The organism is Gluconobacter sp. P5B12 (genome assembly GCF_018812035.1).
Classification (GTDB): Bacteria; Pseudomonadota; Alphaproteobacteria; order Acetobacterales; family Acetobacteraceae; genus Gluconobacter.
This window is the reverse complement of record NZ_JACRVV010000003.1, coordinates 195,650-221,137: the sequence shown is the minus strand read 5'-3', so window position 1 is coordinate 221,137 and position 25,488 is coordinate 195,650. Positions and strand designations below refer to the sequence as shown.

Sequence of the window (25,488 nt, the reverse complement as noted above, 5' to 3'; positions counted from 1 at the left end):
CCTGCCCGGTTTTTTCAGAACGTCAGAACCATTCCATCATAAGCTGGACGCACATCCGGCGGCAGTGTCTGGCATAGAATATCGTAATCCATATCTGTGCCCATATGAGTCAGGATTGTGCGCCCTGCCCTGATTTTCGTGCGCCATTCCAGCACACGTTCCAGCCAGGCATGAGCTGGATGCGGTTCATACTGGAAGCAATCCACAACCCACGTATCCACACCATCCAGAAGCGTCAGAGCGTCTTCGGACAATGTTTCAACATCCGTGGAATAGGCAAATTTTCCAAAGCGCAGCCCTAGAGACGTGATCCGCCCATGACGCTGCTCGAAAATACGCCCTTCCAGACCGGGAAAATCGACGTCTTCGCCAGCCGTAACGACCTGCTCATTGAAAACCGGACGATAAAAATCCGGGCCTTTCCAAGGCGCAAACGCATAGGCAAACCGCTGCCGAAGCTCTTCCAAAGTGCTTTGCGCAGCCAAAAGCGGAAGTGGCTTGTCAATTACACGGTTGATGGCCCGCAGATCATCAAGCCCTGCAATGTGGTCACTATGCGGGTGCGTATAGAGCACTGCATCAATGTGGCTCAGGCCACAATTCAGCATTTGAGAGCGGAAGTCCGGCCCGGAATCAACCAGAAGCCGAAACCCGCCCTCACCTTCAACCACAATAGAAGAACGCGTACGCCTGTTCTTGGGGTTCTGCGGATTACAGTGCCCCCAGATCCCCGTTTGTGAGCCGTTCTGACCACCAAGCATTGGCACGCCAGCAGAACCTCCACATCCAAGGATTGTGACTTTCACAGGCGTGTCCTTGCAAAAAGACGATGTACGTTTTCGGTGGTGATATCCGCGATTTTTTCAGCAGAAACCCCCCGCTCCTGCGCCACTCGCGCAGCTGTGTGGGCCACATATCCCGGCGTATTCGGCTTACCGCGCTTTGGAACGGGCGCAAGAAACGGACTGTCCGTTTCAACCAGCAACCGATCCTCAGGGACAATCCGCGCAACGTCCCGAATTTCCTGGCATTTTGGAAACGTCAGAAGCCCGGAGAAGCTGATATAGCCCCCGAGTTCGAGCGCAGCCTCAGCAAGCTTGGGTCCCGAAGCAAAGCAGTGAATCAGAAAAGGAAACGCACCCTTCCCGCTTTCTTCGCGCAAAATCGCGATCGTATCGTCGTCTGCCTGTCGCGTATGAATAACGACCGGTAAACCTGTCTCACGAGCCGCAGCAATATGCGTGCGAAATGCAGCGTGCTGCGCAGGTTTCGCCTCATCTCCGCTGTGAAAATAATCCAGCCCGGACTCACCAATGGCCACCACGCAGGATGGTTCGGCTTTCTGAACCAGCTCTTCCACAGAAGGAAGACGCTCTTCACCCACATGATCCGGATGCGTGCCGATGGCACACCAGACGCGAAGGTCTGGCGCGTCAAAGCGCGTCAGACCAATCTGGGTCTCTGCCTGTGAAAAGCGCGTCCCGATCGTAATCATACCAGCCAGACCAGACTGCCGCGCGATCTCCAGCGCGGCAGGCACATCATCCAGACGATCAAGATGGCAATGACTGTCGATCAGTCCCGTCATTCTGCGTCCTCGACGACGAAGCGCGGGAACAGCCCTTCTGGCTTCGGCAATGTGCGACCACCTGGAAGCGGCGTTTCAAGAGCGGCGAATGTGCGCTCGTTCTCTTCCACGCCAAGCTGGGTCAGCATCTTGTCCATCGTGTTGGGCATATACGGCTGAAGCATCGTCGCAATCGCACGGATCACGTCCAGCAGCACACGCAGAACATGCGCCATCCGCTCCGGATCAGTCTTCTTCAGCGCCCAGGGAGCTTGACGGTCAATGTAAGAATTGGCCGCACGGATGATCTTCCAGACTTCCTCAAGCGCGTCCGTAATGGCTTTGCGCTCGATCTGCTCGCTCATCAGAGACGGCAGCAGCTGCGCCGTGGCCAGAATGGCCAGATCGTCTTCCGTCTGTGGCCCGCGTTCCGGGACAACGCCACCAAGATTGCGCGCCACGAGGCTCAGCGTCCGCTGACACAGATTGCCGAGATCGTTCGCCAGTTCGACGTTTGTGCGCGTAATCATCGAACGACGGCTGAAGTTTGAATCACCACCAAACGGCACTTCTCGCATCAGGAAGAACCGCAGCGCATCCAGACCGAACTCATCAGCCAGCGCCTTCGGGTCCAGAACGTTGCCGAGAGACTTGCTCATCTTCTCGCCTTCGACTGTCCACCAGCCATGGGCGAAGACGCTTTTCGGCAGTTCAATGCCAGCAGCCATCAGGAACGCGGGCCAGTACACGCAATGGAAGCGTGCGATTTCCTTGCCAACAATATGCAAATCTGTCGGCCAGAACTTCGCACGCGGATCATTCAGATCCGGGTAGCCCACAGCCGTCAGATAGTTGGCGAGCGCATCGAACCAGACATACATGACGTGATCCGGATCGTTCGGAACCGGAATACCCCATTTGAAGCTGGTGCGACTGACGGAAAGATCCCTCAGCCCCTGCTTCACGAAGCTCTCGATTTCCCGACGCGGTCCATGCGGACCAATAAACTCGGGATTGTCTTCATACAGCTTCAGCAGACGGTCCTGAAACTCGGACAGTTTAAAGAAGTAGGACGGCTCCTTGACGCGCTCTACTGGCGCACCGGATGGAGCAACCATCGTGCCATCCGGCTTCTTGACCAGCTCATCTTCACCGATGAACGCTTCATCGCGTGTGGAGTACCAGCCTTCATACGCGCCGAGATAGATGTGACCATTGGCCGCAACTTTTTCCCACAGCGCACTTGCAGCAACCTTGTGGCGCTCATCCGTCGTACGGATGAACTCATCCGTGGAGATCGCCATGTCTTGCTGCATCTGGCGGAAAGACGCAGAAATCTTGTCGGCATAGGCCTGCGTGTCCATGCCCTGAGCGGTCGCGGTCTGCTCGACCTTCTGGCCGTGCTCATCCGTGCCGCTGACGAACAGGACATCTTCACCATTCAGGCGATGGAAACGGGCCAGAACGTCAGCCGCGATGGACGTATAGGCATGCCCGATATGCGGAGCGCCGTTCACGTAGAAAATCGGAGTTGTAATGGTGAAGCGCCGCGTCATGTCCACTCGTCTTGTCATGCCTGAGCCATTCACGTTCCGGCAGCGAGTTCCACTGCCTGACGGATGGCCTGGGCCTTGTCCAGATTAAAACCGTCTGTCTGCCGCCTCAGTGTATCAAGTTCCGAACACTGACGGGCAGAAGAATCAGCAACAGGCAGGTCGCCACGTCGTGCTGCCGAGCGTGCACGGTCTGCCAGTCCCTCGCCTAGCAAATCACAGAGCAATGCGAAACCTTCCGTCTCACGGGCAATCCGGTCAATGAGAGGAAGCATATCAGCCGTAAGCGTCTTCCCCGCCAGTATTTCCGCCACAAACGCAGCAATCGCTCCATCCCGATCCTGAGCAAGAAACAATGCGCGCCCTGGAGAACCATGAGCCCGCGCAAGAACATCCTCCGGAACATCCGGAACCAGCATGCGCATATCCGCGTCAGGCAGAGGCGAAAGGGCAAACGCGCGACATCTGCTGCGGATGGTCGGAAGTAGCCGTCCCGGAGACGCGGTTGTCAGCAGCAGGATAGCTTTCGGGGGCGGCTCTTCCAGAATTTTCAGGAGCGCATTTGCTGCAAAACGGTTCAGATATTCCGCGCCGTCCACGATCACGACACGCCAGCCACCTTCCGTGGCTGTGTGGTGCAGGAAGGATTGCACCGGCCGCACATCTGCAGCCGTGATTTCTCCCCGCAAACGACCCTTTTTCTCGTCCACAGCACGAGAGATTTCCAAAAGGTCTCCATGCGTCCCAGCCGTAATACGCCGTGCGGATGCAGAGGCTGGATCTTCTCCATTCAGCAGTATCCGCGCCAGCCGGAACGCGAGCGTCGCCTTTCCAATCCCGGCGGGGCCGGAAATCAGCCATGCATGATGTAATCGCCCAGATGCAAGGGCAGCACGAAACGTCTCTTCAGCCGCTTCGTGGCCTCGCAGGTCGAATGTGTGCCGTGGATCCGTCACGCGTCAGACGCGCACGCCGTATGACCGAGCTTCTCCGACACAGCATTCAGGAGGGATCGGCTGACAGCTTCAGGAGTGCGGCCAGCGTTAATACGCTTCACGCGCTCCGGTTCTGCCTTGGCAATTGCGTCGAAACCAGAAAGGACACGCTGATGAAAAGCCTCAGCCTGTCCTTCGTATCGGTCTGTCCGACCTCCGCGACTTTCCAGCCGCTCCAGCGCCTGTTCGCGTGGGAGTTCAAGCAGCAAGGTCAGATCAGGCTCTCGCCCAACAAGACGTCGTGCGCCAGTAATGAAGTCCAGACGTTCCGTTGATCCGCGCCCAACACCATAGCCCTGATAAGCCAGCGTCGAGTCATGAAAGCGATCACAAACTACAACAGCGCCGCGCTGAAGAGCCGGAAGAATGAGGTTATCCAGATGGTCACAACGGGCTGCCATATGTGCCAGCACCTCTGCCCGCCAGGACAGCTCTTCTTCTCCGAACAGCAGAAGATGCCGGATTGCCTCCGCGCCCGGCGTTCCGCCCGGTTCACGCGTCAGAATGGCTTCGTACCCTAGCCCACGAATATGGTCTGCCAGAAGGCGCGCCTGCGTGGATTTCCCCGCGCCCTCGCCACCTTCCAGCGTAACGAACAAACCGTTTTTAATTTGCAGGGCCATGACCAAGGCGCGCCATCGCACGTCCAACCAGTCCGAGTTTTGCAACGGATGCACCAGCCTGAAGCGGCACACGAATATCACCCATGCCCGGCGCTGAAATTACGATCGCGCCACAGGCCTGACCTTCAACGACCGGTGCAAGCACTGGTGACGCATAATCCACAGCAATATGGGAGCGCTGCTGCCAGCCCACCGGCATGGTCATCACAATGTCAGCACCCGCGACAAGCGGTACAGCCTTGTGTTCACCCATCCAGACCGGTGCATGATCCACAACCTGCCCCTTGCGGAACAACGTGGCATTTTCGAAGTTTGCAAACGCCCACGACATAAGGCGTTCACCTTCATGCGCGCGCTCATTGCTGGACGCTGTCCCGTTAATCACGACAATCACGCGATTTCCGTTCCGGCTGGAGCTGGCACAGAGACCAAACCCACCCGCATCGGTGTGGCCCGTCTTCAGGCCATCAGCCAGTCCCTTGTCGACCAGAACGTTACGGTTGCCCTGACGGATCTTGTTGAACGTGAATTCCGTCTCACCGAAGAAATGGTAATATTGCGGGAAGTCACGGATCAGGTGCATGGCCACGGTCGCGACGTCATGCGCGGACATGTAGTGCCCTTCAGCAGGCAGACCGGTCACGTTCATGAAGTGCGAATTCGTCAGCCCGATCTTAGGAGCTTCTTCGTTCATCATGGCGACGAAACGCTCTTCAGAGCCGGCGATCCCTTCTGCGAGCACAACGCAGGCGTCATTGCCTGACTGAATGACCATGCCTTGGATCAGTTCAGAGACAAGTACGCTCTCGCCCAGCGGCACGAACATCTTGGAGCCCTGCGTCCGCCAGGCTTTTTCACTGACCGGAAGCCCCTGCTCCAGGTGCAGACGCCCGGTCGCCAGCATGCCGAACACGATATAGGCCGTCATCATTTTCGTCAGGGACGACGGTGCCATCCGCTCATCTGCAGATTTATCCAGCAAAACTGCACCCGTGCTGGAATCCACAATGTATGCCCAGCGCGCAACGGTATCGAACGGACCAATCGGCGTATTGGCAGGCGTCCCAACCGGAGCAGCCGGAACATCAGAAGCGGCGGCAGCGGCTTTTGCATGAGCTGCGGCATGATGGTGCGGGCGTGCCAGCGCACTCAGCGGCCCGCCAAAAGAAGCACAGGCTGCAAAGCCCGCAACACCACCGAAAAGAGAGCGTCTAGTCCGCACGTTCGTCCCCAGTTGTTCGGCCTTTGTCACGGCCGTCATTCCACAATGATCCGCGCGCCCTCTACCCCGCACGCATGGGTCCGGTCCAGTGCCGCATCGGCCTGGGCGGTATCGGTATAGGGTCCGGACCTTACGCGCCAGTCCAGCCCTGCTCCATCTGGCACACGCTGAACCTCGCCGGAACAGCGCACAGCCACACTCGCGGCGGCTCCATGCCCGGAAAATTTTCCAAGAAGAACATATAGCCCCTGCGGACCTGTCATCCCCTGAGACCACGTTACAGGTAACGGCGTGAGCGCTGCAGACGGTTGGCCTCCCACAGACGAGTCGCTGCCATAGACTTTTTTCGAAGCGCCACCATCAAGCGACTCTGCGCGAACTTCCCCGACCGGAGCAGACTGGACGTCCAGATGCGGCGCACCCGTCAGTCCCTCCATAACGGAACGGCTCGCGGTTTCGTCTTCAACAATCTCAACAGGCGTATCAGACGTCATGCCCAGCAGATCTGCGGCCTTTGGAGACAACGCGACAACGCGCCCTGCACTTTCCGGCCCCCGCCGGGTCAGCCGGATCCGAACCACCCGCCCATTCAACAGATTTCGGACCGTCACGATCGACGGCAGTTGAAGGGTTTGGTGTGATCCGGTCATTCCACCCGATGACCAAACCTCTCCGTCAGAAGCCAGTTGCCCATGTAACGGCACCTCACGTGTCGCCAGACCCGTTGCCCGATAGTCGAACTGCTCATTGGGATAAAACCAACCCTGCGGGCCGTGCCATGCATTCCCCAGTTCATAGTGGGGATGCGACGCAATAGCGGGCTCATCATCCTGATGACACGCCCCGACCAGGGGCAAGAACGCCAGAAGTGGCGCAAAATTACGGAGAAACAATGCCAGTTCCCAGAAGACCTACGCCCAGCGCGTAATAATCAGATGGATTGTAACGACGGATCACGTTGAAATTATGGTAAACCATGAAGGCCTGCGTTCCCGGACCATCTGGCTGCACAATCGCGCCTTTTACGTCCGTACGGGAGAAACGCGCGCCATCTGCCCGCCGCACGCCGCGAGACATCCACTCTGCCAGTGACTTGGTATTGGTCCGGCCAATCTCACTTTTGTCCAATGCGCTGGCCAGTGTGACTTCCTGTCCCCATGGCTCGTAAGGCTGCCAACCGCATTTCCCGAGATAGTTCGCGATAGACGCAAACACATCGGGCTGAGACGTCCAGATATTACGCTTGCCGTCTCCATCACCATCAGCCGCATACCGCAGATACGCGCTCGGCATAAACTGAGCCTGCCCCATGGCACCGGCATAGCTGCCCATCATGGCTTCCGGTGCGATATCGCCATCATTCAGGATCTGGAGGGCCTTCATCAACTCCCCACGAAAGAACGTGGAACGACGACCATCGAATGCCAGAGTCGCAAGGGCATCCACGACAGAGAAAGTGCCGGTATGCGCACCAAAACCCGACTCGAGACCCCAGATCCCCATCACGCCCCGATCGTCACATCCAAAGCGCTCACTGACGGGTGCCATCACGCTTTCTACGCCCGAATAGACAGTCCGGCCCTTCTGAAAACGCGACTCCGGCAGCACGCGATCACGATACTGCGCCCATGTCAGGGTGAACTCCGGCTGATGCCGATCGAGCTTAAGAACTTTGGCATTGGGCTCTCGCGTCAAAGCCAGAGCACGAGAGACGATGCTGGAAGAAAGCCCCTGCGCCAGTGCCTGCGATCGGACACCGGCGAGAAATGCACCGTAGTCCTGAGCTTCAGCAGAGCGGATCCCCATCGCAGCCGCTCCGGCAACAGAGGAAAAGGCAGCAAGAAGATGACGTCTTTTAAGCACGGGAATATCAGCCCCCAGAGGGTGGTTCATTTGAAGCGCACGCTAGCAACCTGTGATGCTCCCTACCAGTCTTCCGCAAAACCTTTCGAGCATTCTCCGGTCAAAACGCCCGGCGTGAGATTGTCGCCAGCGCGCTGACATGCGACATCAACGTTCCATGATCATGGAACATCCCGCGGCATGATAGCCATTGGCCCCGCCCTGGCGTCACAGCCTGCCTGGCTGAAAGCAGTCAGCATCATTGTGGGGACCTTTATCCTCGAAGACGTGGCAACCGTTCTTTCCGGAGTGGCTGCACGTGCGGGGCATGTCAGCATCGCCCTGGCCCTGGGTGCCCTCTGGTTTGGCGTCGCAATCGGCGATCTCGGGCTATATGGCCTTGGCGCCGCTGGTGCACGCTGGCCCCGTCTTCGCCGCTTCCTGACGCTTCCCAAGCAGGAACGGACGCAGGACTGGTTTTCCAAGAACGTCATCCGCATCGTCGCCATCTCCCGCTTCGTGCCCGGCGCGCGCCTCCCGCTCTATACTGCCTGCGGCTTCTTCCACGCACCGTTCCTGCGCTTTGCCCTGACAGCAGTGCTCGCCACCCTTGTGTGGACAACACTGCTGTTTCTGCTGGCCATGCGCATTGGCGGCTGGCTTCTGGCGCATCAGGGCGGCTGGCGCTGGGCCGGACTGGCGGGATTTGTTCTGTGTATTGTTGTTGTCGGGCGCCTGATCGCCCGTATCCAGACCGTGAGCCAGTAACCGAATGTCCAAGACAGAGACTGAACAAAATCCCCTCTCGCTTTTCGAGTTCTGGCCCGGTTCCATCTTTTACACGCCCATCGTCCTGTACTGGATCGCAATGGGCCTAAAATACCGGGACCTCAGCATTCCGACGGCCGCCAATCCGCGCATCGAGACCGGTGGTCTTTGCGGAGAGAGCAAGTCTTCCATTCTCGACATGGCTGGCCCAATCGCCCAGGAGGCTATTGCCTCGTACGCTGTTTTTGCGAGTGGCGCTGGCGCGTTGGATCGTGCGCTGGCCGCGATGGAACGGAAGGAGCTGTCATTTCCGGTAGTGGTCAAACCCGATATTGGCTGCAACGGAACAGGCGTGAAACTCGTCCGCTCCCGGGAGCAACTCGAAAGCGTTCTCCCTCAGTTCCCGAACGACGTTGACCTGATGGTGCAGGAACTCATCGACTATCCCGTCGAAGCCGGCCTGTTTTACATCCGCCATCCCGATCAACCGCAAGGCCGCATCACGTCGGTAACATACAAGGAAGCCCCGGTTCTCACTGGCGACGGACATTCCACCATCGAGGAACTTATCATGAGTGATCCTCGCATGGGTCAGGTTCCGCAAATCTATCTTCCGCGTCTGGCAGGTCGGGAAAAGTCCGTTCTGGCAGAAGGGGAAGTTCTACCCCTCGTGTTTGCAGGCAATCATTGCAAAGGGTCTGTCTTTCGCGATGGCCGGGCTGATACCACCCCAGAGCTGACCGCGCGCCTGGACGCCATCATGAAAGACGTTCCGGACTTCTATTTCGGCCGTGTAGACGTGAAGGTTCCGTCGGTTGAAGCGTTGCAGCGCGGAGAAGGCCTTCGCATTATCGAAATTAATGGTGTCGGCTCCGAAGCAATCCATATCTGGGACCGACGTACGACCCTGTGGGAAGCGTATCGGGCACAGTTCTCACACTATCACCAGACCTTCCTCATCGGCGCTGCCAACAAGGCGCGTGGATGGAAGACATCAGGCGCTTTCGGAATGCTGCACTCCTGGCGCAAACAGCGCCGTCTGCTGGCGTCCTATCCAATGAACGACTGAGAGAACTCAGTTCCCGAGTTTACCACCGCCAAAGATATAGTTGCTGACCTGCTGCTCCAGCGAAAGCTGGTCGCGGGTGTCCTTGATGACCCCGCCAGCAGACAGCGTCTTAGGGTCTTTCCCCGGTTCAATCTGAAGCGCGTTATCAGCCGTCATGCTCGGCGCACCAATACCGACAGCCGTATCAACCGGAAGATTGAGCTGCTGATCAACGGAAAACGTCACGTCAGCCATCTGGGTCTGTGGGTTGAGGCTGATCGACTGGACACGCCCCACCGTCACCCCGGCGAGATCAACATCAGCGCCAGCTTTTAAGCCATTCGCTGAATTGAACTGCGCATGCATGACGATGCTGTGCTGAACCGGCCCCTTACGAAGCTCACCGCCATAAACAAGAAAAGCCCCGGCAACGAGAAGGACAAGACCGCTTGCCAGAATGGCGCCACCGCGCCCGCTGTATCCTGCCTTCATGTGGTGCCTCAACTTTCAAAAAACCCGGTAAGCTGGCGAGTTAGTCTTCCCCCACAGCACGGTCAAGGTTGCGTCCCTTCGCGCCATCAGGCAAGTGACTTCCTTTTCCGCCCATCCGTGCAGGCTCCATGACGCTTTTTCAGGCCATCATTCTCGCCATCGTTCAGGGCATTACTGAGCCCTTTCCAGTCAGTAGCCTCGGCCATGCCGTTCTGCTGCCCGGTATCCTTCACTGGAACCTGGACGAACATTCGGAAATGTTCCTGCCATTCCTGACAATGCTGCACGTCGGAACCCTTGTGGCTCTGGCCGGCGTCTTCTGGCGCGACTGGATGGCCATCCTTCGCGGGATGCTCGGTCTGCACGGCCGATACAACCAGCTTGAATCGATTCGGGTTTTTGGTCTTCTCGTCATTGCGACCATCCCGGCCGTCATCTTCGGTGGGCTTTTTGAACATAGCCTGCGCTCCATCTTCGGGGCACCTCTGGCCGTCGCAGGCTTTCTGGTTCTGAATGGCCTGCTGCTTCTGGTCACGGAATGGCTCCGCAGACAGCGCGGACAGGCGGATCACCGTCCGATTTCTTCCCTGTCTCCCAAGGATGCTCTGATTATCGGGTTCTGGCAGTGTCTTGCCCTGTTCCCTGGTCTGTCGCGTTCAGGCGCCACCATGAATGGCGGTCTTCTGCGCGGACTGGATCACGGCACCGCCGCCCGTTTCTCGCTGCTCATGGCCCAGCCAGTCGTTCTGGCAGCGACCGTCAAGGAAGGCTGGCAGATGCGGCATATGACGATTGCCCACGACGTGATGTTTCAATGCGTCGTGGGGGCCATCGCTGCCGGGATCACAGCTCTGATCTGTTCTCTCCTGATGTTGCGCTTTTTCCGCAATCATGACGAATGGGCTCTCAAGCCTTTCGGCATCTACTGCATTGCTGCCGGTCTGCTGGCAGGCGTTCTCATCGTTCTATAAACCTTTCCAGACGCCGCTTTTCCCGGCAGATTAGGGATCATGCCACTTCCGATACAATCCAGCCCATCCGCCTCAGCCACGGCTGCCCGTCGAAAGAGTCTCGAACAGATCATGTCCGAGAATGAGGCGCATGGATTGAAGCGTAGCCTCACAGCGACGCAACTTATTCTTCTAGGTGTCGGCTCCACCATTGGCGCCGGTATTTACGTCATGACGGGAACGGCTGCTGCCGAATATGCTGGCCCCTCTGTTCTTGTTTCGTTCGTGGTGGCCGCCCTCGCCTGCCTCTTCACCGCTTTCTCGTATGGTGAGCTTTCATCCACGCTCCCGGTCTCTGGCTCCGCATACTCCTACGCCTACATCTCCATGGGCGAGAAAGTGGCCTGGATCGTGGGGTGGCTGCTCCTTCTGGAATACGGAATTTCCTGTGCAGCCGTCGCCGCCGGACTGTCCGGTTATGCGTCGTCTCTCCTTGCCGTCTTTGGTATCCATATTCCTTCCAGCCTTACTCAGGCGACGTTGCAGCCTGTCCCTGGTTCGGATGGCACAGCCATTAGCGCTGGCTGGCGACTGGATCTTATCGGCCTGACGGCCGTCTTTATGGTAACCGGCCTCTTGGTGCGTGGCATTGAGGAATCTGCCCGCGTTAATACGCTGATCGTTATCCTGAAGGTTGGTGTTCTTGGTTTGTTCGTTGCCTTCGGCATCCATGCCATTCACCCGGCAAACTGGCATCCCTTCATTCCGCCCAGCGAGGGTGGCTTTCACTATGGGGTCAAAGGGATCTTCCGGGCAGCGTCGATCATCTTCTTCGCTTATGTCGGGTTTGAGGCGGTCTCAACCGCTTCAGCGGAAGCCAAAAACCCAACACGTGATGTCCCCATTGGAATTATCGGTAGCCTGCTGATCTGCACGATTGTCTATATTATCGTTGCCGCCGTGCTTCTGGGGATCGTGCCTTATCGGGAGCTTGATGTCCCGGACCCACTGGCCATCGCAGTCCGCGCCATGAACACCCCCTGGCTGTCGATCTTCATCAATGTTGGCGCAACCATTGGTCTATGCTCAGTTCTGATGGGGCTGATGTATGCCCAGTCGCGCGTGCTCCTGACGATGAGCCGGGATGGTTTGATCCCTTCTCTGTTTGGAAAAGTGCACCCTAGCTTTCGTACGCCGTGGCTGGGAACGATCGTTCTGGGAATCATCGTTGCCATTATGACGGCAACACTTCCCATCGACATCATCAGTGATCTGGTCTCAATCGGTACAGCCGCAGCCTTTGGCATCGTCTGCTTCACAGTCATCTGGCAGCGGAACACACGCCCGGACATTCAACGCCCCTTCAGTGTCCCTCTGGGAGGCTTTCGGATCCGTGGTTTCTGGATTGGCATCACACCACTCCTCGGCATCATTTTCTGCCTGTTCATGACCATTCCGCTCGTCACGGACATGATTCACTCCGTTGCCAATGGAAATCCTGTGCCGATCATCCTGCTAACGAGCTACGTCATTCTTGGCGTCGTCACATACGTCTTTTACGGACGTCGCAATTCCACAATGGCAGGTTGAAAATCACACCCTACGGAAGAACAGCGTTTAAACAGCAGCGCTTTCTTCCGTAGAGCCGTAGCGTCCCAGTGCTTCGCCAAGGGACTGCCCAGTACCATTCTTCCATTCAGACCATCCATTGGCAGATCGTCCGAGCAAATAGGCGGCTGATGAACTAGGAGACTTGTAAAGCGTGTCACGCGTATAGATGACACGCTCTCCTTCCACACGAAGAACGCCCTGATCAATCAACTCCTGACGCTTCTGGTAATATCCGTTTTTCAGAAATGCCTCGGAAACCTCTGTTCTTCCGTACGATCCCGCAAGAACAACAAGCCCTTCCTCAGTGTAACGGGCTCGGCCGTTCACCCCCCCTGCTCTGCAATAAAATTCCTGTTCCGCATCTTCCGATGCCACAGGATTATAGGTGTCATGCGGAGTGATGACTGGAGTTTGAACAACACGAGCCCTGATCAATGGATCAAAGAGCGGATAGCCCAGCGTCGCCAGCAAAATATCGAATGTTTCAAAGATTTCCCGGCATTCGGCTTCCATCGCTGGTGGCGTATGCGGCTTGGTACCGATCGTACCGTTATCCAGCTCAAAGCGCTGAGCTTGCGCTGCGCGACTGATGGACAGCCATTCCAGATAGTAAGCATGCGTGAGCGTCAGGCTCTGCGTCAAAGACAATGCCACGACGGCTCGGTTCCAGAAATCCTTCTTCTCATTGTGCTGCTTCAAGCGCGCGCCCAGATTTCCCGTTTGCCCAATATAACCCATGGGTGCGGAAGTCTGTTCATTCTCGCCGAAAAGAACATAAACCCCGACGAACCCTGCTTCAGGCATCGCCAAAAAGGACTCAAGACGCACTCGTGGAATTTCAACAACCTGCACAATGCGCGTTGTGATGGCTGCTGTACGAATACCCTGAGGATCACCGGAAGGAAGAAAGATCTGAATGGTCTGAGGATGTTCCGACATATTTTCTTCAGTCCTGCACAAGATCCGGCATTCATGCTTCAACCAGAAACACTCAAGTCCGACGTAACAGCCATAAGCTGATCCCGCCAGATGCAGAGCGATTACGTCTCTCAAAAGAAAAAACCACCGCCGAAGCGATGGTTTCTGTCTCAGGACCCCGGTGTTCCAGGGCCCATATAACTTCCCGGCGGCGGCCGATCGATCTTTGGAGACAAAAGCTCGCTTGGCCAAGCCTCAGCCCCCGGCCGGGGTGGCATCATGGCAAAACGTGCCCGCGGCAGAGCCTCCGGACATTCTTCCCTGATCCGTGCGATAATCTTTTCCCGGATATCACACCGTAGATCCCAGCTCTGAAGAGCATTGCGCGCACTGGCGATAATACGGATCGACATCACCTGAGAGTTACAGTCCGCCACCTGCGCATCAAAAACCTTGCCGTCCCAGAGTGGGCATGTGCGGATGATCTCATTGAGCATCTCCCGGATGCGATCCATTGGCGCCTCATAATCGAGCCATAGGAACACAACACCGATGATCGCCGCAGAATTATGCGTCCAGTTTTCGAACTGGTTCTCCAGGAAGTAAGAGATAGGCACAATGTGACGGCGCCAGTCCCACACCCGCAGCACAACATATGTCGCGTTGATTTCCTCAACCCAGCACCAGTCACCATTGATGATGACGAGATCTTCCATACGAATGGGCTGGGTCACGGCAATCTGCACGCCTGCAATCAGATTGGTCAGCAAGCCACGCGCAGAAAGACCCACAATCAGTGATGCGGCTCCAGCCGAAGCAAAGAGCGACACACCATACTGTTTCACGGACGGGAACAGCATAAGGGCAGACGCCACGGTCACAATGCCCACCATGATTTCCGTCAGCCGCCTCAGAACGCGGATCTGCGTCTGGTGCGTACGGATCATGATGTCGTCGGTCTGTTCTCTTGAAGAAAGCCGATTGAGATACGCTTCCGTCATGATCCGGAAAACGATAATGGCAGAGAAGCCAAACGTCAGAACCAGCAGGAACAGGAAAAAGAGTCTGAGGTTCTGTTCAGTCTCGTAGGCAAAGCCTGTCACGGCAGGCAAAGCCGCAATCATCGCAAGCAGTGCGATCATAATCCGTGTTGGACGCCGAAGCGCAGCCACGATCCGGCGGATCAGGGCACCACTTCGGGAGCCGGGGATCCGCAACGTCAGGGACGTTACGAGATTACCGCAATAAAAAGCTAGAATACCCACGACCGCGAGCATCAGAACAGAAACAACGGCTGCCGGAAGCCACGTAAAATAAGACCTTACGGCAAACAGCGTGCTGACGAAGTGCTGCGTCACTAGGCAGGAAGCTCCATATCAAGAGGGAATTGAGGGATTCAGAAAACCATAACAGATATGGCCATTGTGAAAAATGCGGTGACTAAAATCCTGCATTTTCCTTTTGATAACGTGTTGACACACCAACAGATCCCCCTTAAAAACCCGCCTCAACGCCGGGTTACCCGGTGGGATGGCGGTGTAGCTCAGTGGTAGAGCAGGGGAATCATAATCCCTTGGTCGGCGGTTCAAATCCGTCCACCGCTACCATCCATATTTTCCTAAAATTAAATAAAAATCTTTCAGGTATCTGATCTGAAAGCATTTTTGTATCATGTTGACATGATCAAGAAGCCTCTTGCCGTCGTCACCATGGCCTATAATGAACCAGAACATCTTCAGATCTGGCGTCGGCATTATGGCGCTCAGGTCGGCGAAGCGTCATGTTACGTTATTGACCATGGCTCCAATGACGGATCGACGGATCATCTCGGTCAGGTCAACAGGATCCGAATTCCACGCTCTCCTCAGGATGACGAACGACGCACACGTGCCGTTGGCGCATTCTGTGCCAGTCTTCTCGAATGGTATGACAGCGTCATTTACAGTGATGTGGATGAGCTTCTCTTGGCAGATCCTGCCATGTACCCGTCCCTCACCCATTTTGCCGTCGCCAATAGTAGCCCTGTCGTCACAGCCACGGGGCTGGATGTCATCCATCTGCCCAACAGCGAGACTGACTTCGATTATAGTCGGCCGGTTTCAATCCAGAGGCAGCATTTACGATTTTCGAGTGCGATGTGTAAGCCTGTACTCATCCGCGCCGCGGTGACGTGGGCTCCTGGCTTTCATTGTTGCAAAGAAGTCAGCCCTCAACTGACAGCACCGCTATTTCTTTTCCACCTGCGTTACGCAGACCTTGCCTCAGGCCTCAGGCGTCTGAACCGAACTCGAACGCAGCCCTGGAGCTCAGAAAATGCCGGCCAGCACCAGCGCCTCCTTGATCAGGACTGGGAGAACATGCTCCGCAACATGGCAGGCCTCCCGATTGTCCACCCAACATTCGATCAGCAGGACCAGCGGCTAAAGAACTGGCGTCATGCGGTCGAACAAAGCGCAATTGACCGCGATCATGACCAGTACCGGCTCGACCTCCACATCAATGGAACCGAGCTCTGGCACCTCCCCGAACGGTTTGTAGGGCGGATATAAAAAAGAGCCGGCCCTTTTCAGGACCGGCTCTTTTTCAAATCTTATTCAGCGTCGGCTGAAGCGTCCTGAGGCCGCTGGGCCTCGAAGGAAGGCTGTTCGCCACCTTCACGGTCCCCGCCCTGATAATTTTCTTCGCCATGTGGCTCACGACGATCTTCATAAGCGCGCTGACGCTGCGCCTGACGCTCGTTGCGCTCCTGCTGACTCTGCTGGGCCGCCTGATTCATCGCATTCAGAATGCGGAAATAGTGCTCGGCATGCTGGAAATAGGCTTCCGCAAGAATACGGTCCCCGGTTCCGGTGGCATCCCGACCAAGCTGGAGATACTTCTCGAAAAGCTGCTGAGCAGTTCCGCGAATTCTGAGGTCCGGGCCATTGCTGTCAAACACATGGTTGCGGTTCAGAGGGGTCTGGGAACTACTTGTGCGTGGTGTCCCGCCGCCTGCACGATGATGCCGGCCTCTTATACGCTTCATATTCATCGACCCGTGATGCACTTTCCTGATGGCGGGCCCCTCTTCTGCCCTTGCAGAAGGATGCATCCGCCGCTGTCGAAAAGACGTCTGTCTATCTCGCTGTGGCTGGACACTGGCCAGCCTTCTCATCTGTTACCGGCTTACTGAAAGACGGCCAACAGGAGCAACTCCGTGAGRAAAAAACCGCCATTACGGCTTTCACTCCAAAACGTAGCTTTTGGGTCATACCAACTCTCGGCCCTTAAGCCAACGTCTTTCCTCAGTTTTCTGTCCGCTGCAGAACAAGAGCGCGTGCAATGCCCCCCAGATCATCATGCCGCGCGACCTCTTTCAGCCCTCGCCGGCTCCCCAGTTCGGATACAGCATCGATCTGCCCGATGCCCATTTCCAGAATGGCATGTCCCCCCGGAACAAGCAGTCGGGGTAACGCGTCACACAACAACCGATAGGCATCCAGGCCGTCCGTTCCTCCATCCAGCGCCCGGGCGGGCTCATAACGCGAGACCTCCGGCATCAGGTCGGGCACGTCAGCACTCTCGATATAGGGCGGATTGGAAATCACGACATCAAACTGCCCGTTCAGGGCAGAATCCCAGTTCCCTGCCAAAAACGCACTGCGTTTTTCCAATCCGTTCCGAGCCGCATTCCGCTGGGCCAGAAGTGCCGCGCCAGGTGCAAGATCAACGCCTACCCCCCATGCCCGGGAATATTCTGAAAGCGCGGACAACAGCAGGCACCCTGTCCCCGTTCCAAGGTCTAGCATGGTGAGAGCCTCCGCCTTGTCCGGCCGAACGATCAGGAGCGCTTCAATCAGAGCTTCACTGTCTCCCCGTGGAATCAGCGTCTCGGGTGACGTAAAGACATCAAGAGTCCAGAACCCTGTTTCACCCGTGATGAAAGCCAGAGGTTCGCGAGACGCCCGCCGCTGAACAGCCGCCTCAAAGCGATTCGCTTCATCTTCCGAAAGAACGTTCAGAGCGAACAATCCAGCCAGATCACGCTGCGTGGCCCAGGACAGCAGCAATCGGGCTTCACGACGAGGATCTTCAAGTCCAGCCTGCTGCAAGACCACTGCTGCACGCTGAAGAATGTCATCTTTTGCAGTCATTTTGTCAGTGAACCTGCTATACCTGTGATCATGAAGTCCAAACGTGCATTTTTCTTCTCGGTCCTTCTTCTGGGATGCGCCCTGCATTCAGCCAGCGCCCAGTCTGAACTTCCTGGCACCTTCACCGTCACCGATGAACGTGCTCCTGAAGAAATCTCCGAAGTCTCTCGCCTTTACCTGAACGGTAACCTGGTGGCGACCTTCCGCCTTGGCTTATCCAAATCGCGAGAAACGCAGACCATCACGCTGCCTGCCGGACGCAACGATGTTGACTACGCCCTGTGCGGCGAAATCACCATCATGCACAACGGACATCAGGAAACGCATCAGGTCAGCAGCGACGGACAGCTTCATAGCCCGCAAGACCATGCCCTGGATGCAGTCGGAAGCAATAATTTCACAGACTTTTTTTTAGTAGATTACAACGATCCATCCGTCGCCACTCATCGGCATGGACGGGCTGCTGTTTGCGCAGTTCCCAGCAGCTGAGGCTTTAAAAGCCCTCAGCTGCCAGAAGCTCTGTCTGTTCTTCACGTGTCAGCGCATCGATAATCTCATCAAACTCGCCCGCCATGATGCGTTCGATCTTGTAGAGCGTCAGATTGATGCGGTGGTCCGTCACACGCCCCTGCGGGAAGTTATACGTCCGAATCCGCTCTGACCGGTCCCCTGTTCCAACCTGAGAGCGTCGATCCGCGGCACGGGATTCATGTGCTGCCGAACGCTGCCGCTCATACAGACGTGCACGGAGGATTTTCATAGCCTTGGCACGGTTCTTGTGCTGGCTCTTTTCTTCCTGCATCGCCACTACGACGCCAGTAGGAATATGCGTAATGCGAACGGCACTTTCCGTCTTGTTGACGTGCTGCCCACCCGCACCCGACGCACGATAAACGTCAATCCGCAGATCGTCGTCATTGATCGTGACGTCCACTTCCTCTGCTTCTGGCAGAACAGCAACCGTCACCGTGGACGTATGAATGCGCCCTTGGCTTTCAGTCGCTGGGACGCGCTGTACGCGATGCACGCCAGACTCATACTTCAGGCGAGCAAACACGGAACGGCCGGAAATTGTCGCCATGCCATCTTTCAGACCTGCAACTTCATTCTCGGCGTATTCCATGACTTCAAAACGCCAGCCATTCTGCTCCGAAAATCGGCGATAGGCATCGAAAAGCTGGGCGGCAAAAAGCCCTGCCTCGTCACCACCTGCCGCCGGACGAATTTCCAGAATAGCACTGCGTTCATCCGCTGCATCTTTAGGAAGAAGAGCGAGTCGGAGATTGTGCTCCAGTTCAGGAATCTGGGCTTCAATCTCTTCCAGCTCAGCCTGAGCCAGTTCCTTCATCTCCGGGTCAGAAAGAAGAGCTTTGGCTCCATCGCGCTGTGTGTCGGCGTCCTGCCAGGCCCGGATTGAAGCAACGACAGGCTCGAGTTCTGCATACTCCCGTGAGAGACGCGTGAACTCTTCCCCCGTCGCCTCACCTGCGGACATCAGAGCCTGAATTTCCTCCGACCGCGCAACAATTCGCTCAAGCCTGTCGTCAAATGCCACGTGTCAGGCGCCCTTCAGTGCCTGAACCAGATCCGCAACAGATACCTCCTGCTGATCACGCGTTCCCAGATCACGAAGCTGCACGACATCGCGCGCAATTTCTTCATCACCCAGAACAACCGCATGAGATGCACCGGACTTCACGACGCGCTCCATGCGCTTCTTCATGTTCCCACGCGTCTCAATTTCAGCACGCAGTCCCGCTTCGCGCAGTGAGCGGGCAATCGCAGCACCTTTGAGAAGAGCCTCGTCTCCCATAGGAACAATTGCAATTCCAGCAGGAACAGCAGGCGCGTCCTCAAGCAGCAGGGCAAGACGCTCAATACCACCGGCCCAGCCAATTGCAGGAACAGCAGGACCGCCCATCTGCTCAACCAGACCTTCGTAGCGTCCCCCAGCCAGAACAGTGCCTTGAGCACCCAGCTTCGTCGTCACAAACTCGAAGGCCGTGTGGCTGTAATAATCAAGGCCACGCACAATCCGCGGGTTCTCGACAAACTTCACGCCAAATGCCGTCAGGTAAGACCGCAGGTCGTCCCAGAATTTACGAGACTCATCGTTCAGATAATCCGCAAATGCCGGTGCATCGGCCAGTAGCGCACGATCCTGCTCGGACTTGCTGTCCAGAATTCGCAGCGGGTTTACCTCAAGACGCACTCGGCTTTCTTCAGAAAGCGCATCTGCGTGCTGACGGAAATACCCCACCAGAGCCTCACGCCACGCCTGTCGGGACGCAATATCCCCGAGCGTGTTGATTTCCAGAACAACATGTTCTGAAAGACCAAGCGCTTTCAGAATGTCGTAGGCCATTGTGATGACTTCGGCGTCTCGAAGAGGGCCTTCTGCGCCCAGCAACTCCGCACCAATCTGGTGGAACTGGCGATAACGCCCCTTTTGCGGGCGCTCATAACGGAACATCGGCCCGTGATAGAATGCCTTCTGAGGTAAGGACTGGGTCAGGCCGTTCGTCACAAGAGCACGACAGATTGAGGCTGTGTTCTCGGGACGCAGCGTAATGCTTTCGCCGCCCCGGTCCTCAAAGGTGTACATTTCCTTGGAGACGACATCGGAGGTTTCCCCGAGTGTCCGCGAGAAAACCCGCGTATCTTCGAAGATGGGGGTGCTCCACTCTTCAAAGCCATAGGTTTCCAAAACAGCTCTGGCCGTCTGCACCACATGGTGGTGACGGCGCATCGTGTCGCCAATAAGGTCGTGTGTGCCGCGAGGTGGCTGCAATCCTGACATCAGTGAGCCGCCGGGTCCAACAACTTGGCTGCTTCAGCTTCTGTCTGAGCCTTGTCTGCCTCAATAGCGGCAACCTTGGTCTCAACCAGATCCACAATATGCTCGATCATGTCTTCTGCCGGCATCGTGTGGTCCTGACGACCAGCCGAATAGACCATATGGCGACCAGAGCCACCGCCGGTCACACCGATATCGGTCATCAGGGCCTCACCCGGACCATTCACAACGCATCCGATGATGGACAGCGTCAGTGGCGTCTTGATGTGCTGGAGGCGATCTTCCAGCGTCTGGACCGTCTCAACCACGTTGAAGCCCTGACGCGCACAGGATGGGCAGGAAATGATTTTCACACCACGATGACGCAGGCCAAGGGACTTCAGAATGTCCCAGCCCACCAGCACTTCTTCTTCCGGTGCAGCAGACAGTGAAACGCGCATGGTGTCACCCACGCCCGCCCAGAGCAGATTGCCCAGACCAATGGAGGACTTCACCGTACCGGCACGCTTGGAGCCAGCTTCCGTGATGCCGATGTGCAGCGGATGGTCACAGCAGTCTGCAAGCTGCTGATAGGCGGCAACCGCCATGAACACGTCAGACGCCTTCACGCTGATCTTGAACTCATGGAAATCATGGTCCTGAAGGATCTTTGCGTGCTCCAGAGCACTTTCGACCAGCGCTTCCGGGTTAGGCTCACCGTACTTTTCCAGAAGGTGCTTTTCCAGCGAGCCAGCATTCACGCCGATACGGATGGAACAGCCGTAATCCTTGGCAGCGTTCACAACTTCACGCACGCGCTCGGCACTGCCGATATTGCCCGGATTAATACGCAGGCAAGCCGCTCCAGCCTTCGCGGCTTCGATCGCGCGTTTATAGTGGAAGTGAATGTCCGCAACGATCGGCACGTTCACTTCATGAACGATTTCCTTCAGAGCGGCCGTGCTGGCTTCATCCGGACAGGACACACGAACGATGTCCACACCTGCCAGTTCGGCGAGACGGATCTGGTCAATCGTCGCCTGCGCGTCAGACGTCAGGGTATTGGTCATGGTCTGCACGGAGATCGGCGCATCACCACCGACCGCAACCTTGCCGACATGAATCTGGCGCGACTTGCGACGCTCGATGTGCTGATAGGGGCGGTAGCTGCTCATGATTTACCTCTTCGTGCCCGGGATAACCGGGTCCTTTGGGTCAGGGGCGTTACCCCCCTGTTTAATGCGATGGAGACGATTGATCCAGTTGCCGGGCATTCAGATCGTCAGCAGAAACTTCTGCGGAAGGCGTAGGAGCTTTTTTAGGGCGACGAATTACAGGCTTCGCAGCAGGCGCCGCAGACGAATCATCTGGTGCGGCCGCAGTCGACCCGTCAACACTTTGCTCGGAAGGAGTAGCCACCACGGCAGACGGCTGTGCCGGGAGAGCAACACCATTGCCGAATGCACCTGAGCGGATGGCATCCGCTGTAACTTCAACATTCCGGCGCACTTCACCCTGACGACCAAGCGGCGCGCTCGTGCAGCCATCTGTCGAAAGGACAACACCACCCGCATTGCCGAAAGACATGCGGAACGGCGCTGCAGAAGCGTCACCCTGCCAGCTCTCGCCAGCCTTGAGCACGCGAGACACAAGAACATGACCGTCCTTGTCCTTCACCTGCATCCAGACAGGCGCCAACAGACGCACGACAACAGCCCCGACGGGGACAGCTGGAGCGGGAGTTTCAGCAGGAACATCTGTAGCGGGGCCAAACTGATCCGTATTGTTCGGCGCTGCATCATCCTCTTCTGCGCTCGGCGAGGGAGATGCTGGCGATACTGCAGGCGTCGCAGACTCAGTCGGTGCAATAACCGGCTGAGACGCCGGAGCGGGCACGACAGGAGCGACGGACGCAGGAAGAGGATCATGCGGCAGAGAGGGATCGGGAGTTGGTGCCCTGCCGGGCATGACAGACGCGACCTGAGGAGACGTAGTCGCAGATGTCGCAGCACCTGGCATCAATTCCGCAACAGCCGGAATGCGGCGATCTGCCGGACTGTCATGCGAGGCAAACCGATACCATCCAGCATAGGCCGCCACGACAACAACAAGCCCTGCTCCAACCAGCAGACCAATGGGCAGCCCGCGCTCACCCTCAGGCTGCGGAAAGACTAGATCCGTCTTCCGATTGACAACCCCGCGATATTCTCGACGGAAACGGGCTACCAACCCATCTGCGTCCAACTGCATGGCGTGGGCATACGTCCGCAGGAAGCCGACAGCATACGCCACACCTGGCAGAGACGAGAGATCATCAGTTTCAAGCGCAACCAGCAGACGCGACCGGATGCGCAGCCACTGCGCAACGTCATCTATCTGCCATCCCAACTCTTCCCGTCGCGTACGCAGAATCGTGCCAACACTGGGCTGGTCTGAGCGAAGCGGCATCGGACGGTCGGAGGGAGGAGACATGGCTGATAAAACCTGATCAGGCAGAAGCGTGAACGCGATCTTCCCGCTTCGCAATGGCTTCGACAGCCTGCTCAACGAGTGTGGCAATGATTTCGGAAACCGGACGGACTTCCTTGACCATACCAACAGACTGGCCAGCCATGACAGACCCGTTCTCGACGTCACCCTCGATTACGGCACGACGAAGCGCACCAGCCCAGAAATGCTCGATGGAGAGCTGAGCATCTTCCTTGCTGACACCACCGCTCTGGAACGTACGGATCGTCTCTGCCTGATGCTTCAGGAAGCCACGGCTTCCAGCATTGGCAAGACCACGAACCGGAATGACCGGAAACTGCTCATCAAGCTGCACGGATGTCACAGCGTCACGGGCATTGGCCCGCAGGAACGCCTTCTTGAAGTTCTCGTGCGCGATGCTCTCTTCAGACGCAGCAAAGATCGTTCCAAGCTGCGCACCGGAAGCGCCCTGCTCAAGGTAGGAGACGATGGCATCACCACGGCCCAGACCACCAGCAACAAAGACAGGAACGTCCTTGATGTGCGGCAGGATTTCCTGCGCCAGAACCGTCAGGGAAACCGGTCCGACATGACCACCAGCTTCCGAACCCTCGATAATGAGCGCTTCAATACCCAGCTTCACCAGACGCTTGCCCAGTGCCAGCGCAGGCGCGAAACCGATCGCACGGGCTCCGCCATCACGAACACGCTTGATGATGGCACTCGTCGGCACACCACCAGCCAGAACAATATGGGACACGTTGTGCGCAAGACACACATCCACAAGCTGCTCGAGTGCCGGATGCATGGTGATGAGGTTCACACCAAACGGGCGCTTCGTCAGAGCCTGCGTGGCAACAATTTCTTCCTCAAGGCGCTCCGGCGTCATGGCACCGCAGGCAATCACACCGAAACCGCCAGCATTGGAAATGGCGGAAACAAGATTTCGCTCGCTCACCCAGGACATCGCGCCGCCAAGAATGGCGACCTCGCTGCCCAGGAAGTCACATCCCGGCTTCCAGAGGCGGTTCAGGGTCTCGCGGGCGTCCGTCATTGCACTCACGTAGAGGGTTCCTCTTTCTTGTCCAGCCCGTACGCGGTGTGCAGTGCACGCATCGCAAGCTCTTTGTATTCCGAATCAATCAGGACGGAGATCTTGATTTCACTGGTGGAAATCACCTGCACATTGATCCCACGTTCCGCCAGCGTAGCGAACATGGTCGCAGCAAGCCCGGCATTCGAACGCATACCAACACCCACGACGCTGATCTTCACCACATTGTGGGACGTCTCAAGCTCGCCATACTGGATGATGCCATGAGCACTTTCCAGAACAGCGCGGGCAGCAGCCTCATCGCTTTTGCCGACCGTGAAGGTCATGTTCGTCATGCGGTCAACGCCCGTGCTCTGCACGATCATGTCCACATTGATGTTTGCCGCAGCCAGAGGTCCGAAGATGGCGGCCGCGATGCCCGGACGGTCCGGAATACCCCGAACGGAGAGCTTTGCTTCATCATGCGAGCTGGCAATGCCCGCAACCAGTTCCTTCTCCACGATCTCGTCCTCATCCACCACAATCGACCCACTGTCATCGTCCGTCTCGGAGAATGACGACAGCACACGTACACGGACCCCTTCACGCATCGCCAGCCCGACACTGCGGGTCTGAAGTACCTTGGCGCCTACGGAAGCGAGTTCAAGCATCTCTTCATACGTGATGCGATCCAGCTTCCGCGCGCGTTTCACGATACGCGGGTCCGTCGTATAAATTCCATCAACATCCGTATAGATGTCGCATTGATCCGCATGGATCGCCGCGGCAATCGCTACAGCAGATGTGTCTGATCCGCCACGCCCAAGTGTGGCAATCCGGTTATCCGGCCCAATCCCTTGGAAGCCGGCAATAACCGGCACAATGCCATTATCAAGACATTTCAGCAGTTCCGTGCCATCAACACCATCAATGGACGCTTTGCCGTGCGCGTCATCCGTCACAAGCGGGATCTGCCAGCCCTGAAAAGAGCGTGCCGGAACGCCTAGTGCCTGTAGCGCGATAGCCACAAGACCACTCGTGACCTGTTCACCAGACGCGACAACGGCATCATATTCCTTTGGATCTGCCAGCGGGTCCAACTCGGCGCAGTATCCAACCATTTGATTGGTCACACCCGCCATGGCCGACACAACAACAGCCACCCGACGCCCCTGCGCATGCTCGGCCTTGACCCGCTGCGCAACGACCCGGATGCGTTCAATTGTTCCGACGGACGTACCGCCGAATTTCATGACGATCGTTTTCCGTTTCCCGCTATCCACAGACATGGAAAGAGTATCGGCACGACCGGAAACCTGGTCGTGAACGGGAGTATCGGACATGGACATCGCGGATAAGGCTCCAGTACGTGTCTGGCGTTGCGCGCTCGGGTCTGGCATCGGATACGGCACAAAACAGATTTGCCGGCCGGTCTTCTGAACAGACTCTGCCGGTCCACATACTCGTCTCGCCACGCCGCGTCCAGCC

General features: G+C 57.0%; 25 protein-coding genes and 1 tRNA gene. 7 read left to right on the top strand and 19 right to left on the bottom strand.

The window, feature by feature from the left end; all coding sequences use genetic code 11:
* Nucleotides 1-14: 14 nt before the first annotated feature.
* The 8 genes from KP702_RS07855 to KP702_RS07820 are packed head-to-tail and all read right to left on the bottom strand — an operon-like array spanning nucleotide 15 to nucleotide 7,823.
* Nucleotides 15-806 (bottom strand): MBL fold metallo-hydrolase, encoded by a 792-nt coding sequence (locus KP702_RS07855; protein ID WP_046901492.1) that lies wholly within the window; start codon nucleotides 804-806, stop codon nucleotides 15-17.
* The gene (locus tag KP702_RS07850) at nucleotides 803-1,588 is read right to left on the bottom strand and encodes a TatD family hydrolase (RefSeq protein ID WP_202207396.1); all 786 of its coding nucleotides are present in this window, start codon (nucleotides 1,586-1,588) and stop codon (nucleotides 803-805) included. Before KP702_RS07850 ends, KP702_RS07855 begins: the two co-directional genes overlap by 4 nt.
* Complete coding sequence (gene metG / locus KP702_RS07845; RefSeq protein ID WP_202207395.1) at nucleotides 1,585-3,123, bottom strand: methionine--tRNA ligase; 1,539 nt, start codon at nucleotides 3,121-3,123, stop codon at nucleotides 1,585-1,587. Before metG ends, KP702_RS07850 begins: the two co-directional genes overlap by 4 nt.
* Before the next feature lie 29 nt (nucleotides 3,124-3,152).
* Nucleotides 3,153-4,076, bottom strand: a complete 924-nt coding sequence (locus KP702_RS07840; RefSeq protein ID WP_202207394.1) for a DNA polymerase III subunit delta' — start codon at nucleotides 4,074-4,076, stop codon at nucleotides 3,153-3,155.
* Entirely contained in the window at nucleotides 4,073-4,738 is a 666-nt protein-coding gene (gene tmk / locus KP702_RS07835; protein ID WP_202207393.1) for a dTMP kinase, read from the bottom strand. The genes KP702_RS07840 and tmk overlap by 4 nt, the downstream gene beginning before the upstream one ends.
* The gene (locus KP702_RS07830; protein WP_202207392.1) at nucleotides 4,722-5,999 is read right to left on the bottom strand and encodes a D-alanyl-D-alanine carboxypeptidase family protein; all 1,278 of its coding nucleotides are present in this window, start codon (nucleotides 5,997-5,999) and stop codon (nucleotides 4,722-4,724) included. The genes tmk and KP702_RS07830 overlap by 17 nt, the downstream gene beginning before the upstream one ends.
* Entirely contained in the window at nucleotides 5,996-6,853 is an 858-nt protein-coding gene (locus tag KP702_RS07825) for a septal ring lytic transglycosylase RlpA family protein (RefSeq protein WP_202207391.1), read from the bottom strand. The genes KP702_RS07830 and KP702_RS07825 overlap by 4 nt, the downstream gene beginning before the upstream one ends.
* Nucleotides 6,840-7,823, bottom strand: a complete 984-nt coding sequence (locus tag KP702_RS07820; protein WP_202207603.1) for a lytic transglycosylase domain-containing protein — start codon at nucleotides 7,821-7,823, stop codon at nucleotides 6,840-6,842. Before KP702_RS07820 ends, KP702_RS07825 begins: the two co-directional genes overlap by 14 nt.
* 180 nt (nucleotides 7,824-8,003) lie before the next feature.
* Between KP702_RS07820 and KP702_RS07815 the strand changes: the two genes are divergently transcribed.
* Together KP702_RS07815 and KP702_RS07810 are read left to right on the top strand one after the other, a co-directional pair.
* A complete protein-coding gene (locus KP702_RS07815) occupies nucleotides 8,004-8,570 on the top strand; it encodes a DedA family protein (protein ID WP_064273192.1) in 567 nt (188 codons plus the stop codon).
* A 4-nt stretch (nucleotides 8,571-8,574) separates the two neighbouring features.
* The gene (locus KP702_RS07810; RefSeq protein ID WP_202207390.1) at nucleotides 8,575-9,639 is read left to right on the top strand and encodes an ATP-grasp domain-containing protein; all 1,065 of its coding nucleotides are present in this window, start codon (nucleotides 8,575-8,577) and stop codon (nucleotides 9,637-9,639) included.
* 6 nt (nucleotides 9,640-9,645) lie between these two features.
* On the opposite strand, the gene KP702_RS07805 is transcribed toward KP702_RS07810, so the two are convergent.
* Nucleotides 9,646-10,110, bottom strand: coding sequence for an MlaD family protein (locus tag KP702_RS07805; RefSeq protein ID WP_046901483.1), 465 nt, complete (start codon nucleotides 10,108-10,110; stop codon nucleotides 9,646-9,648).
* 128 nt (nucleotides 10,111-10,238) lie between these two features.
* Between KP702_RS07805 and KP702_RS07800 the strand changes: the two genes are divergently transcribed.
* Together KP702_RS07800 and KP702_RS07795 are read left to right on the top strand one after the other, a co-directional pair.
* A complete protein-coding gene (locus KP702_RS07800; protein ID WP_202207388.1) occupies nucleotides 10,239-11,081 on the top strand; it encodes an undecaprenyl-diphosphate phosphatase in 843 nt (280 codons plus the stop codon).
* Between the two features lie 39 nt (nucleotides 11,082-11,120).
* Nucleotides 11,121-12,650, top strand: a complete 1,530-nt coding sequence (locus KP702_RS07795; protein WP_202207387.1) for an amino acid permease — start codon at nucleotides 11,121-11,123, stop codon at nucleotides 12,648-12,650.
* A 27-nt stretch (nucleotides 12,651-12,677) separates the two neighbouring features.
* Here the strand turns inward: KP702_RS07795 and KP702_RS07790 are convergent, their stop codons facing one another.
* The gene (locus KP702_RS07790; RefSeq protein ID WP_215768742.1) at nucleotides 12,678-13,610 is read right to left on the bottom strand and encodes a GIY-YIG nuclease family protein; all 933 of its coding nucleotides are present in this window, start codon (nucleotides 13,608-13,610) and stop codon (nucleotides 12,678-12,680) included.
* Between the two features lie 149 nt (nucleotides 13,611-13,759).
* Nucleotides 13,760-14,947 (bottom strand): mechanosensitive ion channel family protein, encoded by a 1,188-nt coding sequence (locus tag KP702_RS07785; protein WP_202207385.1) that lies wholly within the window; start codon nucleotides 14,945-14,947, stop codon nucleotides 13,760-13,762.
* Between the two features lie 174 nt (nucleotides 14,948-15,121).
* Between KP702_RS07785 and KP702_RS07780 the strand changes: the two genes are divergently transcribed.
* Nucleotides 15,122-15,196, top strand: a tRNA-Met gene (locus KP702_RS07780).
* 72 nt (nucleotides 15,197-15,268) lie between these two features.
* Nucleotides 15,269-16,138: a glycosyltransferase family 2 protein gene (locus KP702_RS07775; protein ID WP_202207384.1), complete on the top strand. Its 870-nt coding sequence runs from the start codon at nucleotides 15,269-15,271 to the stop codon at nucleotides 16,136-16,138.
* Between the two features lie 41 nt (nucleotides 16,139-16,179).
* Here the strand turns inward: KP702_RS07775 and KP702_RS07770 are convergent, their stop codons facing one another.
* Both KP702_RS07770 and prmC read right to left on the bottom strand, forming a co-directional pair.
* Complete coding sequence (locus KP702_RS07770; protein ID WP_373321848.1) at nucleotides 16,180-16,614, bottom strand: DUF4167 domain-containing protein; 435 nt, start codon at nucleotides 16,612-16,614, stop codon at nucleotides 16,180-16,182.
* A gap of 259 nt (nucleotides 16,615-16,873) precedes the next feature.
* Nucleotides 16,874-17,722, bottom strand: a complete 849-nt coding sequence (gene prmC, locus KP702_RS07765) for a peptide chain release factor N(5)-glutamine methyltransferase (protein ID WP_215768741.1) — start codon at nucleotides 17,720-17,722, stop codon at nucleotides 16,874-16,876.
* A gap of 30 nt (nucleotides 17,723-17,752) precedes the next feature.
* Here prmC and KP702_RS07760 point away from each other — a divergent pair, with 30 nt between their 5' ends.
* Nucleotides 17,753-18,211 carry a hypothetical protein gene (locus tag KP702_RS07760; protein WP_064273185.1) on the top strand — a complete coding sequence of 153 codons (459 nt, stop codon included), beginning with the start codon at nucleotides 17,753-17,755 and terminating at the stop codon, nucleotides 18,209-18,211.
* Between the two features lie 4 nt (nucleotides 18,212-18,215).
* Here the strand turns inward: KP702_RS07760 and prfA are convergent, their stop codons facing one another.
* The 6 genes from prfA to KP702_RS07730 all read right to left on the bottom strand — a co-directional run bounded on the left by prfA (nucleotide 18,216) and on the right by KP702_RS07730 (nucleotide 25,349).
* A complete protein-coding gene (gene prfA, locus KP702_RS07755) occupies nucleotides 18,216-19,277 on the bottom strand; it encodes a peptide chain release factor 1 (protein WP_099212338.1) in 1,062 nt (353 codons plus the stop codon).
* A gap of 3 nt (nucleotides 19,278-19,280) precedes the next feature.
* A complete protein-coding gene (gene hisS, locus KP702_RS07750; protein WP_202207382.1) occupies nucleotides 19,281-20,522 on the bottom strand; it encodes a histidine--tRNA ligase in 1,242 nt (413 codons plus the stop codon).
* Nucleotides 20,522-21,673, bottom strand: a complete 1,152-nt coding sequence (gene ispG, locus KP702_RS07745; protein ID WP_046901473.1) for a flavodoxin-dependent (E)-4-hydroxy-3-methylbut-2-enyl-diphosphate synthase — start codon at nucleotides 21,671-21,673, stop codon at nucleotides 20,522-20,524. Before ispG ends, hisS begins: the two co-directional genes overlap by 1 nt.
* Nucleotides 21,674-21,734: 61 nt before the next feature.
* Nucleotides 21,735-22,970 (bottom strand): helix-turn-helix domain-containing protein, encoded by a 1,236-nt coding sequence (locus KP702_RS07740; protein WP_202207381.1) that lies wholly within the window; start codon nucleotides 22,968-22,970, stop codon nucleotides 21,735-21,737.
* Between the two features lie 16 nt (nucleotides 22,971-22,986).
* Nucleotides 22,987-24,021 carry a nitronate monooxygenase family protein gene (locus KP702_RS07735; protein ID WP_215767000.1) on the bottom strand — a complete coding sequence of 345 codons (1,035 nt, stop codon included), beginning with the start codon at nucleotides 24,019-24,021 and terminating at the stop codon, nucleotides 22,987-22,989.
* 5 nt (nucleotides 24,022-24,026) lie between these two features.
* Nucleotides 24,027-25,349: an aspartate kinase gene (locus tag KP702_RS07730; RefSeq protein WP_202207380.1), complete on the bottom strand. Its 1,323-nt coding sequence runs from the start codon at nucleotides 25,347-25,349 to the stop codon at nucleotides 24,027-24,029.
* Between the last annotated feature and the right edge of the window lie 139 nt (nucleotides 25,350-25,488).

Coding starts and splice junctions, on each gene's coding strand:
- KP702_RS07850 (WP_202207396.1), bottom strand. CDS start 1,588: ATGACGGGACTGATCGACAGTCATTGCCATCTTGATCGTCTGGATGAT.
- metG (WP_202207395.1), bottom strand. CDS start 3,123: ATGACGCGGCGCTTCACCATTACAACTCCGATTTTCTACGTGAACGGC.
- tmk (WP_202207393.1), bottom strand. CDS start 4,738: ATGGCCCTGCAAATTAAAAACGGTTTGTTCGTTACGCTGGAAGGTGGC.
- KP702_RS07830 (WP_202207392.1), bottom strand. CDS start 5,999: ATGACGGCCGTGACAAAGGCCGAACAACTGGGGACGAACGTGCGGACT.
- KP702_RS07815 (WP_064273192.1), top strand. CDS start 8,004: ATGATAGCCATTGGCCCCGCCCTGGCGTCACAGCCTGCCTGGCTGAAA.
- KP702_RS07810 (WP_202207390.1), top strand. CDS start 8,575: ATGTCCAAGACAGAGACTGAACAAAATCCCCTCTCGCTTTTCGAGTTC.
- KP702_RS07805 (WP_046901483.1), bottom strand. CDS start 10,110: ATGAAGGCAGGATACAGCGGGCGCGGTGGCGCCATTCTGGCAAGCGGT.
- KP702_RS07800 (WP_202207388.1), top strand. CDS start 10,239: ATGACGCTTTTTCAGGCCATCATTCTCGCCATCGTTCAGGGCATTACT.
- KP702_RS07795 (WP_202207387.1), top strand. CDS start 11,121: ATGCCACTTCCGATACAATCCAGCCCATCCGCCTCAGCCACGGCTGCC.
- KP702_RS07790 (WP_215768742.1), bottom strand. CDS start 13,610: ATGTCGGAACATCCTCAGACCATTCAGATCTTTCTTCCTTCCGGTGAT.
- KP702_RS07775 (WP_202207384.1), top strand. CDS start 15,269: ATGATCAAGAAGCCTCTTGCCGTCGTCACCATGGCCTATAATGAACCA.
- KP702_RS07770 (WP_373321848.1), bottom strand. CDS start 16,614: ATGAAGCGTATAAGAGGCCGGCATCATCGTGCAGGCGGCGGGACACCA.
- prmC (WP_215768741.1), bottom strand. CDS start 17,722: ATGACTGCAAAAGATGACATTCTTCAGCGTGCAGCAGTGGTCTTGCAG.
- KP702_RS07760 (WP_064273185.1), top strand. CDS start 17,753: ATGAAGTCCAAACGTGCATTTTTCTTCTCGGTCCTTCTTCTGGGATGC.
- hisS (WP_202207382.1), bottom strand. CDS start 20,522: ATGTCAGGATTGCAGCCACCTCGCGGCACACACGACCTTATTGGCGAC.
- ispG (WP_046901473.1), bottom strand. CDS start 21,673: ATGAGCAGCTACCGCCCCTATCAGCACATCGAGCGTCGCAAGTCGCGC.
- KP702_RS07740 (WP_202207381.1), bottom strand. CDS start 22,970: ATGTCTCCTCCCTCCGACCGTCCGATGCCGCTTCGCTCAGACCAGCCC.
- KP702_RS07735 (WP_215767000.1), bottom strand. CDS start 24,021: ATGACGGACGCCCGCGAGACCCTGAACCGCCTCTGGAAGCCGGGATGT.
- KP702_RS07730 (WP_202207380.1), bottom strand. CDS start 25,349: ATGTCCATGTCCGATACTCCCGTTCACGACCAGGTTTCCGGTCGTGCC.